The sequence below is a fragment of the Bacillus cereus group sp. MYBK195-1 genome (genome assembly GCF_051916605.1).
Lineage (GTDB): Bacteria > Bacillota > Bacilli > Bacillales > Bacillaceae_G > Bacillus_A > Bacillus_A cereus.
In genome coordinates, this window is the sequence record NZ_JBQAGZ010000001.1 from 991966 (window position 1) to 1006402 (window position 14437).

Consider the following 14437-nt stretch of genomic DNA (forward strand, 5'->3'; position numbering starts at 1 on the left):
ACCTTCTCTTTCTTTGTAAACGTATTTTGTAAAAGAAGAGGTGAGAAATCTTTCTTTGTGGTACGTTTCAATTTATAATAGCAAATGGAAGGAGAGTGCTTATGTCTTTAACAAATGAACAACAAGAGCGATTTCAAATTTTGCTCCAGCAGTTGCAAATACCAGACGACCTTATAAATCAATATTTACAAGGCGGTGGTATTGAAAGGCTCGTTATTGATAAAGCGAATAAAAGTTGGCATTTTGATTTACAAGTGCCACGTATTTTGCCTACAGAATTATATGAATTGCTAGAAACAAAGCTTAAGCAATCATTTTCTCATATTGCAAGAACAACATTTGCATTAGAAACAGAGAATAAACAATTTACAGAAGAAGAAGTGAGGGCGTATTGGCCGCTTTGTACGGAACGAATTACATTTTCACCTATGTTCGCATACTTAAAGAAGCAGCTTCCACAGGTGAATGGAGTGAAGTTGCTAATAAATGTAAATAACGAGCTGGAGTCTACGGCTTTAAAGAAAAACGTTGCGAAACCAGTAGGGGATCAATACGAAGTTTTTGGATTCCCGCGTTTTCAGTTAGACACACATATACAGCAAAATACAGAAGAAATGCAAAAGTTTCGTGAACAAACGCAGCAAGAAGACCGTGAGCGTGTTATACAAGCTATGGAAGAAATGGCGAAGAAGCAAGCTGAAGAAAGCAGCGTTGTGTATGAAGGACCGATTACACTCGGGTATCTTATTAAGCCAGATGAAGAGATTACACCGATGCGAGAAATTCAAGATGAAGAAAGAAGAAAAACGGTTCAAGGATATGTCTTCCATGTAGAAACAAAAGAGCTTCGTAGTGGGCGTACGTTATTAACTTTAAAAATAACGGATTATACGGATTCTATTATGATCAAAATGTTCTCACGTGACAAAGAAGATATTCCAATGCTGCAATCCTTGAAAAAAGGAATGTGGGTGAAAGCGCGTGGTTCTGTTCAAAATGATACATTCGTTCGAGATTTAGTAATGATTGCAAATGATATTAATGAAATAACAGGACCGTCTCGTAAAGATAAAGCACCAGAAGGCGAAAAACGAGTAGAGCTGCATCTCCATACTCCGATGAGTCAAATGGACGCTGTCACTCCAGTTTCTAAGCTTGTTGCTCAAGCTGGTAAATGGGGACATGAGGCTATTGCGGTTACAGATCATGCCGTGGCTCAGTCCTTCCCAGAGGCGTATTCTGCAGGGAAGAAGGCTGGTGTTAAAGTTATATATGGTGTAGAAGCAAATCTAGTTAATGATGGTGTACCGATAGCGTATAACGAAGCGCATCGTTTACTTGCAGAGGAAACGTATGTTGTTTTCGACGTTGAGACGACAGGTTTATCAGCTGTATACGATACAGTCATTGAGTTGGCTGCCGTAAAAGTAAAGGGTGGCGAAATTATTGATCGCTTTGAATCTTTCGCAAATCCACATCAACCATTATCAGCGACGATTATTGAATTGACAGGTATTACGGATGATATGTTAACTGATGCACCTGAAGTGGACGAAGTGTTTAAAAAGTTTGAGGAATGGATGGGCGACCATACACTTGTTGCCCATAACGCGAGCTTTGATATGGGCTTTATTAACGTAGGTTTTAAAAAGGCTGGACTAGAAAAAACGAATAATCCAGTTATTGATACGTTAGAACTTGCACGATTTTTATTCCCAGAAATGAAAAATCATCGATTAAATACGATGTGTAAAAAACTTGATATTGAATTAACACAACATCACCGTGCGATTTATGATACAGAAGCGACGGGATATTTACTTGTGAAAATGTTGAAAGACGTAATTGAAAAGGGATTTGAATATCACGATCAATTAAATGATAGCATGGGACAAGGGGATGCGTATAAGCGTGGCCGTCCAAGTCATATGACGTTACTTGCCACATCAGATGTTGGATTGAAAAATTTATATAAACTTGTTTCATATTCTCACCTTAATTACTTTTACCGTGTACCACGTGTGCCGAGATCACTATTAAAAAAATATCGTGAAGGGATTTTAGTAGGAACGGCTTGTGATAAAGGTGAAGTGTTCGAGGCAATGATGCAAAAGGCACCTGAAGAGGTAGAAGAAATTGCCCAGTTCTATGATTACATTGAAGTAATGCCTCCAGAGGTGTTGCGTCATTTAGTAGAACGTGAGCTTGTTCGAGACGAAGGTCAATTAAAAACAATTATTTCTAACTTAGTAAAACTAGGTGAGACGTTAGATAAACCAGTTGTTGCTACAGGAAACGTGCATTATTTAGACCCTGAGGATGCGATGTATCGTAAAATTTTAGTCAGTTCGCAGGGCGGAGCCAATCCGTTAAATCGACATTCATTACCGCCAGTACATTTCCGTACAACTGATGAAATGTTAGAATGTTTTTCATTCTTAGGTGAAGACAAAGCGAAAGAAGTTGTTGTAACAAATACACAAAAGATTGCGTCATTAATTGGTGATGTGCATCCAGTAAAAGACGATCTATACACACCGAAAATTGAAGGTGCTGATGATGAAACGCGTGATATGAGTTATAAAATGGCGCGTAGCATTTATGGTGAAGAGCTACCGGAAATTGTAGAAGCACGTTTAGAAAAAGAATTAAAAAGTATTATTGGGCATGGATTCGCCGTAATTTATTTAATTTCACATAAGCTTGTGAAAAAATCGTTAGTAGACGGATATCTAGTAGGTTCGCGTGGATCGGTAGGGTCATCATTTGTTGCAACGATGATGGAAATTACAGAAGTAAACCCATTACCACCACACTATGTATGTCCGAAGTGTAAGCAATCAGAATTCTTTAATGATGGTTCTGTAGGTTCTGGTTTTGACTTACCAGATAAAGAATGTCCTGCTTGTAATATTCCATATGTAAAAGATGGACATGACATTCCTTTCGAAACGTTCCTTGGATTTAAAGGAGATAAGGTGCCCGATATCGATTTGAACTTCTCCGGGGAATACCAACCACGTGCCCATAACTATACGAAAGTACTGTTCGGTGAAGACTATGTATATCGTGCAGGAACGATTGGTACAGTTGCGGAAAAAACTGCTTACGGATATGTAAAAGGTTATGCAAATGATCATAACTTAACGATTCGAAATGCAGAGATTGATCGCTTAGTAGCAGGGTGTACCGGTGTAAAACGTACAACAGGACAGCATCCAGGCGGTATTATCGTTGTGCCAGATTACATGGATATCTTTGATTTCTCACCAATACAGTACCCAGCTGATTCAATTGGTGCTGAATGGAGAACAACGCATTTTGATTTCCACTCGATTCATGATAATTTATTAAAACTTGATATACTAGGACACGATGATCCGACCGTTATTCGTATGTTACAAGATTTAAGTGGTATTGATCCGAAAACAATCCCAACGGATGATCCAGAAGTAATGAAAATTTTCTCTGGTCCAGAATCGTTAGGGGTAACAGAAGAGCAAATTAACTGTAAAACAGGTACACTTGGTATACCAGAGTTTGGTACAAAATTCGTAAGACAGATGTTAGAAGAGACAAAACCGACGACATTCTCAGAGTTAGTCCAAATTTCTGGACTATCACATGGTACTGACGTATGGCTTGGTAATGCAAACGAGTTAATTTATAACGGTACATGTACGCTGAGCGAAGTTATCGGTTGTCGTGATGACATCATGGTATATTTAATCTATCAAGGTCTAGATCCATCATTAGCCTTCAAAATCATGGAGTCGGTTCGTAAAGGTAAAGGTGTACCGGAAGAATGGGAAGAAGACATGAAAAATAATAATGTACCAGGTTGGTATATTGATTCATGTAAGAAGATTAAATACATGTTCCCTAAAGCCCATGCGGCTGCTTACGTACTTATGGCTGTACGTATCGCATATTTTAAAGTACATTTTGCACTGTTATTCTATGCCGCATATTTTACAGTTCGTGCAGATGATTTTGATGTAGAGGCAATGGCGAAAGGTTCAGCATCTATACGTGCAAGAATTGATGAAATTGCTCAAAAAGGATTGGATGCAGCGCCGAAAGAGAAAAGTTTATTAACAGTACTAGAAATGACACTTGAAATGTGTGAGCGAGGATACTCATTCCAAAAGGTGGATTTATACCGCTCACATGCAACAGAATTTATTATTGATGGAGACACATTAATTCCTCCATTTAATGCGGTACCTGGTCTTGGTACAAACGCAGCTTTAAGTATTGTGGAAGCACGTAAAAATGGAGACTTCTTATCAAAAGAGGACTTGCAGCAGCGTAGTAAGGTCTCGAAAACAATTATTGAGTATTTAGATAGTCAAGGTTGTTTAGGAGATTTACCGGATCAAAACCAGTTATCACTGTTCTAGTAGGTAGGAAAAGTCTTTGCAAATCAACATTTCCTATGATATACTATTAACCGAGATAACCATGTCATGTATATTGTGTAAAGAAAAGAGTGGGGAAACCCACTCTTTCGTGTTACTATCTATGTTTTCTCTACGTAGATAGGTAAAAGATTTCTGTCGTATATACATATTTTGTTACAAGTTTTACTTCTTAAATTTGGTAATACTAAGACAGATAATCCCTGCTGAACAGCAGGGGCTTTTGTTAGCTAACGAGAAAGAATAAGATAGACCGTTTTTAAAGTGGCGGGGTCTTCTTCTTTTAAATGGTACATGACGGCAGGAAGGAGGCTGTTTATGGATAAGAAAGTCACAGAAGTTGTAGAAGCATTTGCGCAGCCGATCGTTGAAGAGTTAAATCTTGAACTTGTAGATGTAGAGTATGTGAAAGAAGGACAAGACTGGTTCTTACGCGTATTCATCGATTCTGAAAAGGGAGTCGACATTGAAGAATGCGGTGCGGTAAGTGAACGTTTAAGCGAAGCTTTAGATAAAGAGGATCCAATTCCTCATCTTTACTTTTTGGATGTATCATCTCCTGGAGCGGAACGCCCATTAAAGAAAGAAAAAGACTTCCAGCAAGCGGTAGGAAAACAAGTGGCAATTAAAACATATGAGCCGATTGATGGTGAAAAGATGTTTGAAGGAAAACTGCTTTCTTACGATGGTACAACAATAACATTATTATTAACAATTAAAACACGTAAAAAAGAAATCCAAATTTCGATGGATAAAGTCGCAAATGCGCGACTTGCTGTTACGTTTTAGTTAGAAGGGGGATCTTCATGAGCACTGAGTTATTAGATGCTTTGCTCGTATTAGAATCTGAAAAAGGCATTAGCAAAGACATTATTATTGATGCGATTGAAGCAGCTTTAATCTCTGCTTATAAGCGCAATTTTAATCAAGCACAAAACGTTCGTGTGAGCTTTAACCCAGAAGTGGGAACAATTCAAGTTTTAGCACGTAAAGACGTAGTAGACAATGTGTTTGATCCACGTCTTGAAATTTCTGTAGAGGAAGCAAGACAAATTAATCCAAACTACCAAGATGGTGACGTACTAGAAATTGAAGTAACACCAAAAGACTTTGGTCGTATTGCAGCACAAACTGCAAAACAAGTTGTCACACAACGAGTGCGTGAAGCAGAGCGCGGTGTTATTTACTCTGAGTTTAGTGACCGTGAAGAAGATATTATGGTAGGTATTGTACAACGTCAAGATGCTCGTTTCATCTATGTAAGCTTAGGAAAAGTAGAAGCTTTATTACCTGTAAGTGAGCAAATGCCTAATGAGCAATACAAACCACATGATCGTATTCGCGTATTCATTACGAAAGTAGAAAAAACGACAAAAGGACCACAAATTTACGTATCACGTACACATCCTGGTCTTTTAAAACGTTTATTCGAAATGGAAGTTCCTGAAATCTATGATGGAACTGTAGAAATTCGTTCTGTAGCACGTGAAGCTGGCGATCGCTCTAAGATCTCTGTATATGCAGAGAACACTGATGTTGATCCAGTTGGTTCTTGTGTAGGACCAAAAGGGCAACGTGTACAACGCATTGTAGACGAATTAAAAGGTGAAAAAATTGACATCGTCCGCTGGTCAAATGATCCAGTTGAATATGTTGCAAATGCATTAAGCCCATCACAAGTTGTTAAAGTACTTGTAGATGAAGAAGAAAAAGCGACAACAGTAGTTGTTCCAGACCACCAGTTATCATTAGCTATCGGTAAGCGTGGACAAAATGCACGTCTTGCAGCTAAATTAACAGGCTGGAAAATTGATATTAAGAGTGAGTCTGATGCGAAACAACTTGGTATTGTAACAGAAGAAGATAGGGTAATCGCATTTGGATTCGATTCAGTGGAAGACGAAATCGAATAGAGGTGATGAGTATGAGCAATCGAAAAGTTCCGTTACGAAAATGTGTTGCAACGCAAGAAATGAAATCAAAACGAGAGCTCGTTCGCATTGTTCGTTCCAAAGAGGGAGAAGTGTCCATTGATTTAACTGGGAAAAAATCAGGACGAGGTGCTTACTTGTCGAAGGACAAGGAGAGCATTCTTCAAGCTCAAAAGAAAAATGTTTTGGAACATCATCTAAAAGCGAAAATCGACGGTTCTTTATATGAAGAGCTTCTTGAGCTTGTTGAGAAGGAGTCGAAATAAGTGTCCGATTGGAAATCGTTTTTAGGACTAGCAAACCGGGCTCGGAAAATTATTTCGGGTGAAGAACTCGTTTTAAAAGAAGTACGAAGTGGCAAAGCAAAACTTGTATTGCTATCTGAAGATGCGTCAGTAAATACTACAAAACGCATCACAGATAAAACTACGTACTACAACGTACCAATGAGAAAGGTCGAAAATCGACAACAATTAGGGCATGCGATTGGGAGAGATGAGCGAGTCGTTGTAGCTGTGTTAGATGTAGGCTTTGCGAAAAAGCTGCGTAGCATGCTCGATACAAATTACCGGGGGTGAAGGTATGAGTAAAATTCGAGTGCATGAATATGCAAAAAAACATAATATCTCAAGTAAAGATCTTATGACAAAACTAAAAGAAATGAATATCGAGGTTTCGAATCATATGACAATGTTAGACGATGAAGTAGTAAATAAATTAGATAATGAATATCAAACTGAAAAACCTTCTGTTGCAGATGAGTTTGAAGTAGAAGAAAAAGTTGTTCGCAGTAAAAAGAACAGCAATAAGAAAAAGAAAAAAGGCAAAGGAAACGAAGACAAACGTCAAGAGAACTTTGCTGGTAGACAACAAACTCAAATTGTAGAAACACCAGATAAAATTACTTTCTCTGGAAGCCTTACAGTAGGAGATCTTGCTAAAAAATTAAGCAAAGAGCCATCTGAAATTATTAAGAAGCTCTTCATGCTTGGAATTATGGCAACAATTAACCAAGACTTGGATAAAGATACAATTGAGTTAATTGCTAACGACTACGGTATTGAAGTAGAAGAAGAAGTAATTGTAAGCGAGACTGAGTTTGAAACATTCATTGATGAGCAAGATGATGAAGAGAACTTAAAAGAACGTCCAGCTGTAGTTACAATCATGGGACACGTTGACCATGGTAAAACAACATTACTGGATTCTATTCGTAACTCAAAAGTAACTGCAGGCGAAGCGGGTGGAATTACTCAGCATATCGGTGCATATCAAGTTGAAGTAAACGATAAGAAGATTACATTCTTAGATACACCTGGTCACGCAGCATTTACAACGATGCGTGCTCGTGGGGCACAAGTAACGGATATTACAATCCTTGTTGTTGCAGCGGATGACGGTGTTATGCCACAAACGGTTGAAGCAATTAACCATGCGAAGGCAGCAGGAGTACCAATTATTGTTGCTGTGAATAAAATGGATAAACCAGCTGCAAACCCTGATCGCGTAATGCAAGAACTAACTGAATATGAATTAGTTCCAGAAGCTTGGGGCGGAGATACTATTTTCGTACCAATTTCTGCAATTCAAGGCGAAGGCATTGACAACTTACTAGAAATGATCCTTCTTGTAAGTGAAGTAGAAGAATATAAAGCAAATCCAAACCGCTATGCAACTGGTACAGTAATCGAAGCACAGCTTGATAAAGGTAAAGGAACTATCGCGACATTACTTGTTCAAAATGGTACGCTTCGAGTTGGAGATCCAATCGTTGTTGGAACTTCATTCGGACGTGTTCGTGCAATGGTAAGTGATATTGGTCGTCGTGTAAAAGTTGCTGGTCCATCAACTCCTGTTGAAATTACTGGTTTAAACGAAGTACCACAGGCTGGAGATCGTTTCATGGCATTTGCTGATGAGAAGAAAGCTCGTCAAATTGGTGAATCACGTGCACAAGAAGCGTTAGTTGCACAACGTGGTGAGAAATCTAAATTAAGCCTTGAAGATTTATTCCAACAAATCCAAGAGGGCGATGTAAAAGAAATTAACTTAATCGTAAAAGCAGACGTACAAGGTTCTGTTGAAGCGATGGCAGCATCACTTCGTAAAATTGATGTTGAAGGCGTAAAAGTTAAAATCATTCACACTGGTGTAGGTGCGATTACAGAATCTGATATCATTTTAGCTTCTGCATCTAATGCAATTGTAATTGGATTTAACGTACGTCCAGATGTGAACGCGAAGCGTACAGCTGAATTAGAGAACGTTGATATTCGTTTACACCGTATTATTTATAAAGTAATCGAAGAGATTGAAGCAGCTATGCAAGGTATGCTTGATCCAGAATTCGAAGAAAAAGTAATCGGTCAAGCAGAAGTTCGTCAAACGTTTAAAGTAACAAAAGTTGGAACAATCGCAGGTTGTTACGTAACAGACGGTAAAATTACGCGTGATAGTGGCGTACGTATTATCCGTGACGGCGTAGTAATTTTCGAAGGACAACTTGATACGTTAAAACGTTTCAAAGACGACGTAAAAGAAGTTGCACAAAACTATGAGTGTGGTATTACAATTGAGAGATATAATGATCTTAAAGAAGGGGACATCATTGAAGCGTACATTATGGAAGAAGTGAAGCGATGATTATCGCTTCACTCTCATTCGAGTGTATGATTTACGATGTGCATTCTTTAAAAGAGAAACGTGCAATTTTACAACGTGTGTTAACTCGTGTAAAACAGCGCTATAATGTAGCTGTTTCTGAAGTTGGGCACCAAGATGTATGGCAACGTACAGAAATTGCAATTGTTTCCGTATCCTCAAATCGTGTTATCTGTGAGAAAGAAATGAATCGTGTACTTGAGTACATCGATTCATTTCCTGAAATTGAACGTACAATAACACATTTGGAATGGTATTGAATGAGGTGAAGAGTTATGAAATTACGTGCGAACCGTGTGGGCGAGCAAATGAAAAAAGAATTAGGCGACATTATCAGTCGTAAAATTAAAGACCCACGTATTGGATTTGTTACAGTAACTGATGTACAAGTGAGTGGTGATTTACAAATTGCTAAAGTATATATTTCTGTTTTAGGTGATGAAGAACAGAAAGAAAATACTTTAAAAGGTTTAGCGAAGGCAAAAGGCTTTATTCGTTCAGAAATTGGCCAACGTATTCGTCTTCGTAAAACACCAGAAATTACCTTTGAGTTTGATGAGTCTATCGGATATGGTCATCGAATTGATACACTTTTACATGAAATTAATAAAGACGGTAAACGTGAAGAATAATGGATAGACATTTGTCTATCCATTTTTTCAATGCAAAATAAGTTTTGGATATTTACTACGAGAGAATTATGATGAGGTGAACATATATGGAAGGTGTAGTATTATTACATAAGCCAAAAGGCATGACATCACATGATTGTGTATTTAAATTAAGAAAGATATTGCGAGAAAAGAGAATTGGTCATACGGGAACATTAGACCCTGATGTAACAGGAGTATTACCAATTTGCGTTGGAAGAGCAACGAAAATTGCACAATTTTTAACAAGTGAAACGAAAACATATGAAGGTGAAGTAACATTAGGGTTTTCAACGACAACTGAAGATGCTTCTGGTGAGGTTGTTGAAACGAAAAATGTAGATCGTACTATTACTCGTAAGGAAGTAGAGAAAGTCCTTGCGGAATTAACAGGCACGATTGAACAAATGCCACCAATGTTCTCGGCTGTAAAAGTAAACGGGAAAAAATTATACGAATATGCAAGAGCAGGGCAAGAGGTGGAACGTCCAGTTCGTACAATTACAATTCATGAATTCATATTACTTGATGATCGTGAAGTTTTTGAAGGAGAAAATATTTCATTCCGTTTCCGTGTAACGTGTAGTAAAGGAACATATGTAAGAACGTTAGCTGTAATGATCGGGGAAAAACTTGGTTTCCCATCACATATGTCGCACCTTATAAGAACGGCATCTGGTGAATTTTTATTAGAAGATTGCATATCATTTGAAGAAATTGAAGAAAACGTGCAAAATGGAACAGTAGAGTCTATCTTCATTTCAATTGATGAAGCATTAAGTAAGTTTCCAAAAATGGTTGTAGATGAAAAGCAAGCAGAGAAAATAAAGAATGGTATGTTCTTAAAAAATGAATTAGAAATAACAGCACCATTTATTACAGTGTTTGATAAAAATGATCGTTGCTTAGCAATTTATGAACATCATCCGAAACATCCTGGTATGTTAAAGCCGATGAAAGTACTTGTGAATAATCAAGAACTAAAGCTATAATGAATTATTGGAAGGATTATTACAGAAAAAGGTGAATTCAAGCGTGAAACTTATTCATTTAACTCATCCACATGAACAAAATAAATTAGAATTACCACCTACTGTAATGGCATTAGGATTTTTTGATGGCATTCATTTAGGACATCAATGTGTAATTCGAACTGCGAAAAAAATAGCGGACGACCGAGGATATAAAAGTGCAGTTATGACATTTCATCCTCATCCATCTGTTGTTTTAGGAAAAAAGGATGCGCATGTGGAGTATATTACACCGATGCGCGATAAAGAAAAAATAGTCGAAAGCTTAGGAATCGATATATTATATGTAATTAAATTTGATGAATCATTTGCAGGGTTATTACCGCAACAATTTGTAGATGATTATATTATTGGTTTAAATGTAAAGCATGTAGTAGCAGGGTTTGATTATTCATATGGACGTTTAGGAAAAGGAAAGATGGAGACTTTACCATTTCATGCAAGAGGGGAGTTTACACAGACTGTGATTGAAAAAGTTGAATTTCAAGAAGAGAAAGTAAGTTCTACAGCATTACGAAAGTTAATTCGAAATGGCGAAATGGAGCAAATTCCATCGATTTTAGGTAGAGCCTATACTGTAGCGGGAACAGTTATACACGGCGACAAACGTGGACGTCAAATTGGTTTTCCAACAGCTAATGTAGGTTTAAGTGATGAGTATTTATTGCCACCTGTAGGTGTTTATGCAGTGAGATTAAAAGTTCACGATGAATGGTACGATGGTGTATGTAATATTGGATATAAACCGACTTTTAAAGAAGATGAGCGTCAATTATCAATTGAAGTGCATTTATTTGAATTTAACAAAGATATATACGATCAAAATGTTACAGTAGAGTGGCATATGCGTATAAGAGCAGAAAAGAAATTCAACGGTATTGATGAGTTAGTTGAACAAATCGCAAAAGATAAGAAAACAGCCCAAGAATATTTTGTGAGCGAAAAGAATATACTTGCTTTTTCAAATGAAAAGTAGTATTCTATGTTATGTACTTTATGACAACCATTGCTTGGCATTGCGACTCACCGACGCTTGCTAGGTAATTGGGGGTTTAATTAATAGGAGGTGAAATAGGATGGCTTTAACACAAGAGCGTAAAAATGAAATCATTGCACAATTTAGAACTCATGAGACTGATACTGGTTCTCCAGAGGTTCAAATTGCTGTCCTAACGGAGCAAATTAACACTCTAAACGAGCACTTACGTACTCACAAGAAAGATCATCATTCACGTCGTGGTCTATTAAAGATGGTTGGTAAACGTCGTAACTTACTAACTTACCTTCGTAATAGCGATATCACACGTTACCGTGAATTAATCACAAAGCTTGGCTTACGTCGATAGTCAAAGAAGCGGGAATATTCCCGCTTTTTTGTTAGGTAAAAATATATCTTCTACGCTTTATAGCTTACTTAATTTTAGGCAATACTAGAGGTAGAATATTGTGATATACTATCCATTTACATAGAAGAATTGAATACTTTAAATTGAGAGGGGTACTTAAATGAGTCAAGAAAAGCAAGTCTTCTCGATAGATTTAGCTGGTCGCCAGCTAACAGTTGAAACTGGTCAGCTTGCAAAACAAGCGAACGGAGCAGTATTAGTAAGATATGGCGATACAGCGGTTCTATCTACAGCAACTGCATCAAAAGAAGCAAAAAATGTAGATTTCTTCCCACTTACAGTAAACTATGAAGAGCGTTTATATGCAGTCGGAAAAATTCCTGGCGGTTTCATTAAACGTGAAGGTCGTCCAAGTGAAAAAGCAATTTTGGCAAGTCGTTTAATCGACCGTCCAATCCGTCCACTTTTCGCAGATGGTTTCCGTAACGAAGTACAAGTTGTCAGCATCGTAATGAGTGTTGATCAAGATTGTTCTTCTGAAATGGCAGCTATGCTTGGTTCTTCATTAGCGTTATCGATTTCAGATATTCCATTTGAAGGTCCAATCGCGGGTGCAACAGTTGGTCGTATTAACGGCGAATTCGTTATCAACCCAACAGTAGAACAGCAAGAACAAAGTGATATTCACCTTGTTGTAGCTGGTACGAAAGATGCAATTAACATGGTTGAAGCAGGAGCAGATCAAGTGCCTGAGGAAACAATGTTAGAAGCAATTATGTTTGGTCATGACGAAATTAAACGTCTAATTGCATTCCAAGAAGAGATTGTACAAGCTGTAGGTAAAGAGAAATCAGAAGTGAAACTTTATGAAGTTGACGCTGATCTTAACCAAGCTGTACGTGAAATGGCTGAAGAAGATATGCATTCAGCAATTCAAGTACATGAGAAACATGCACGTGAAGATGCAATTAACGAAGTGAAAAAGCGTGTTATTGAGCATTACGAAGCGCAGGAAGCTGACGCTGATACATTAGGACAAGTAAATGAGATTTTATATAAAATTGTAAAAGAAGAAGTACGTCGTCTTATTACAGTTGAAAAAATCCGCCCAGATGGCCGTAAAGGTGACGAAATCCGTCCATTAGCATCAGAGGTTGGCATTTTATCTCGTACACACGGTTCTGGTTTGTTCACTCGTGGACAAACACAAGCATTAAGTATTTGTACATTAGGTGCATTAGGCGATGTGCAAATTTTAGATGGTCTTGGTGTAGAAGAATCAAAACGCTTTATGCACCATTACAATTTCCCATCATTTAGTGTTGGTGAAACTAGACCAATGCGTGGACCAGGTCGTCGTGAAATCGGTCACGGTGCACTAGGAGAACGCGCACTTGAGCCTGTAATTCCATCTGAAAAAGATTTCCCATACACAGTACGTCTTGTATCTGAAGTTTTAGAATCAAATGGTTCTACTTCACAAGCAAGTATTTGTGGTAGTACTTTAGCAATGATGGATGCTGGTGTTCCACTTAAAGCTCCAGTTGCAGGTATTGCAATGGGTCTAGTTAAAACTGGTGAGCATTACACAATTTTATCTGATATTCAAGGTATGGAAGATCATTTAGGTGATATGGACTTTAAAGTAGCAGGTACAGCACAAGGTGTAACTGCACTACAAATGGACATTAAAATCGATGGTCTATCTCGTGAGATTTTAGAAGAGGCATTACAACAAGCGAAAGTTGGTCGTGTGCACATTCTAAATCATATGTTATCTGTTATTCCAGAGCCACGCACTGAATTATCAGCGTACGCTCCAAAGATTATTACAATGACAATTAATCCAGATAAAATCCGTGACGTTATCGGACCGAGCGGTAAACAAATCAATAAAATTATTGAAGAAACTGGCGTTAAAATTGACATCGAGCAAGATGGCACAGTATTCATTTCTTCAATAAACCAAGAAATGAACGACAAAGCTAAGAAAATTATCGAAGATATCGTTCGCGAAGTACAAGTAGGTGAAATCTACGAAGGAAAAGTGAAACGTGTTGAGAAATTCGGTGCTTTCGTTGAATTATTCAGCGGTAAAGATGGATTAGTTCACATTTCTGAACTTGCACTTGAGCGTGTAGGCAAAGTAGAAGACGTTGTAAAAATCGGTGACGTAATTACGGTTAAAGTTATCGAGATTGACAAGCAAGGTCGTGTTAATCTATCTAGAAAAGTATTGCTAAAAGAAGAGCAAGAAAAAGAAGCTGCTAAAGAAGAAAACAAACAAGAGCAGCAATAAGCGAAAGCCAGTTTAACTGGCTTTTTTTGTTATGTAAAAATATGATTTATATATATTTTTATGTCAGTATAGGTATAGTTTTCATTATAACGCTCAAA

Annotated in this window: 12 protein-coding genes; all 12 read left to right on the forward strand. The window is 37.7% G+C overall.

What is annotated here, in order from left to right:
* The first annotated feature begins 101 nt into the window (after nucleotides 1–101).
* The 12 genes from ACTFRY_RS05390 to pnp all read left to right on the forward strand — a co-directional run bounded on the left by ACTFRY_RS05390 (nucleotide 102) and on the right by pnp (nucleotide 14339).
* Nucleotides 102–4403, forward strand: coding sequence for a PolC-type DNA polymerase III (locus tag ACTFRY_RS05390; protein ID WP_000060005.1), 4302 nt, complete (start codon nucleotides 102–104; stop codon nucleotides 4401–4403).
* A gap of 336 nt (nucleotides 4404–4739) precedes the next feature.
* On the forward strand, nucleotides 4740–5210 hold the full coding sequence (gene rimP, locus ACTFRY_RS05395; RefSeq protein WP_000359096.1) for a ribosome maturation factor RimP: 471 nt from the start codon (nucleotides 4740–4742) through the stop codon (nucleotides 5208–5210).
* 17 nt (nucleotides 5211–5227) lie between these two features.
* Entirely contained in the window at nucleotides 5228–6334 is a 1107-nt protein-coding gene (gene nusA, locus ACTFRY_RS05400) for a transcription termination factor NusA (protein WP_000102603.1), read from the forward strand.
* Nucleotides 6335–6345: 11 nt separating this feature from the next.
* Nucleotides 6346–6618, forward strand: a complete 273-nt coding sequence (gene rnpM, locus ACTFRY_RS05405; RefSeq protein WP_000071127.1) for an RNase P modulator RnpM — start codon at nucleotides 6346–6348, stop codon at nucleotides 6616–6618.
* Entirely contained in the window at nucleotides 6619–6930 is a 312-nt protein-coding gene (locus ACTFRY_RS05410) for a YlxQ family RNA-binding protein (RefSeq protein WP_001286524.1), read from the forward strand. It abuts the gene before it with no gap.
* A gap of 4 nt (nucleotides 6931–6934) precedes the next feature.
* Nucleotides 6935–8995, forward strand: a complete 2061-nt coding sequence (infB, locus tag ACTFRY_RS05415) for a translation initiation factor IF-2 (RefSeq protein ID WP_000036343.1) — start codon at nucleotides 6935–6937, stop codon at nucleotides 8993–8995.
* Nucleotides 8992–9273, forward strand: a complete 282-nt coding sequence (locus ACTFRY_RS05420) for a DUF503 domain-containing protein (protein ID WP_000582363.1) — start codon at nucleotides 8992–8994, stop codon at nucleotides 9271–9273. Before infB ends, ACTFRY_RS05420 begins: the two co-directional genes overlap by 4 nt.
* Nucleotides 9274–9288: 15 nt before the next feature.
* Nucleotides 9289–9645, forward strand: a complete 357-nt coding sequence (rbfA, locus tag ACTFRY_RS05425) for a 30S ribosome-binding factor RbfA (RefSeq protein ID WP_000776437.1) — start codon at nucleotides 9289–9291, stop codon at nucleotides 9643–9645.
* An 86-nt stretch (nucleotides 9646–9731) separates the two neighbouring features.
* On the forward strand, nucleotides 9732–10655 hold the full coding sequence (gene truB, locus ACTFRY_RS05430; protein ID WP_000399348.1) for a tRNA pseudouridine(55) synthase TruB: 924 nt from the start codon (nucleotides 9732–9734) through the stop codon (nucleotides 10653–10655).
* Nucleotides 10656–10698: 43 nt separating this feature from the next.
* Nucleotides 10699–11670 carry a bifunctional riboflavin kinase/FAD synthetase gene (ribF, locus tag ACTFRY_RS05435; RefSeq protein ID WP_000766702.1) on the forward strand — a complete coding sequence of 324 codons (972 nt, stop codon included), beginning with the start codon at nucleotides 10699–10701 and terminating at the stop codon, nucleotides 11668–11670.
* A 100-nt stretch (nucleotides 11671–11770) separates the two neighbouring features.
* Complete coding sequence (gene rpsO / locus ACTFRY_RS05440; RefSeq protein WP_001229392.1) at nucleotides 11771–12040, forward strand: 30S ribosomal protein S15; 270 nt, start codon at nucleotides 11771–11773, stop codon at nucleotides 12038–12040.
* Between the two features lie 160 nt (nucleotides 12041–12200).
* Nucleotides 12201–14339: a polyribonucleotide nucleotidyltransferase gene (gene pnp / locus ACTFRY_RS05445; RefSeq protein ID WP_000076737.1), complete on the forward strand. Its 2139-nt coding sequence runs from the start codon at nucleotides 12201–12203 to the stop codon at nucleotides 14337–14339.
* Nucleotides 14340–14437 lie beyond the last annotated feature (98 nt).